The following is a 429-nucleotide window of genomic DNA, read 5'->3' as shown; positions in this document are numbered from 1 at the left end:
GTGCCACGCCAGCCTTCTCAAGGCTCGCGCGGAGGTCCATATGGTTGTAGATCTCGCCGTTATAGGCGATCACATAGCGGCCGCTCGCGGCCGCCATCGGCTGGTGCCCGGCTGGCGACAGATCCACGATGGCGAGCCGTCGATGGCCGAAGCCCACCGGCAAATCGGCATCCGTCCAGGTGCCGCCGTCGTCCGGACCACGGTGCCGGATCCGGTTCGCCATTGCTTCGAGCAGCGCGGACCGGTCCGCCTGGGCGGCAATATTGCCGCCGAAAAATCCTGCAAATCCACACATGGTCAACTCGCTCCGGCTTGCTTCAGAAGTCGCGCCAGGCGCGGCGCAACACATTGGACGCTGTACTCCCGCTCCACGCGATCGCGTCCCGCCTGACCCATGGCATGGCGCATGGCGCCGTCATCGAGCAGGGT

The 429-nt window shown here is 66.0% G+C and carries 1 pseudogene; it reads right to left on the bottom strand.

Features of this window, described 5'->3' with window-relative positions:
- Positions 1 to 295 (bottom strand): annotated as a pseudogene (locus AB4Z50_RS36115) (asparagine synthase (glutamine-hydrolyzing)); the annotation flags it as partial.
- Between the last annotated feature and the right edge of the window lie 134 nt (positions 296 to 429).

Source organism: Paenibacillus sp. 2TAB26, from assembly GCF_052115145.1.
Lineage (GTDB): Bacteria > Bacillota > Bacilli > Paenibacillales > Paenibacillaceae > Pristimantibacillus.
The sequence above is the reverse complement of the archived record's forward strand: the minus strand, read 5'-3'. Positions and strand labels throughout refer to the sequence as shown.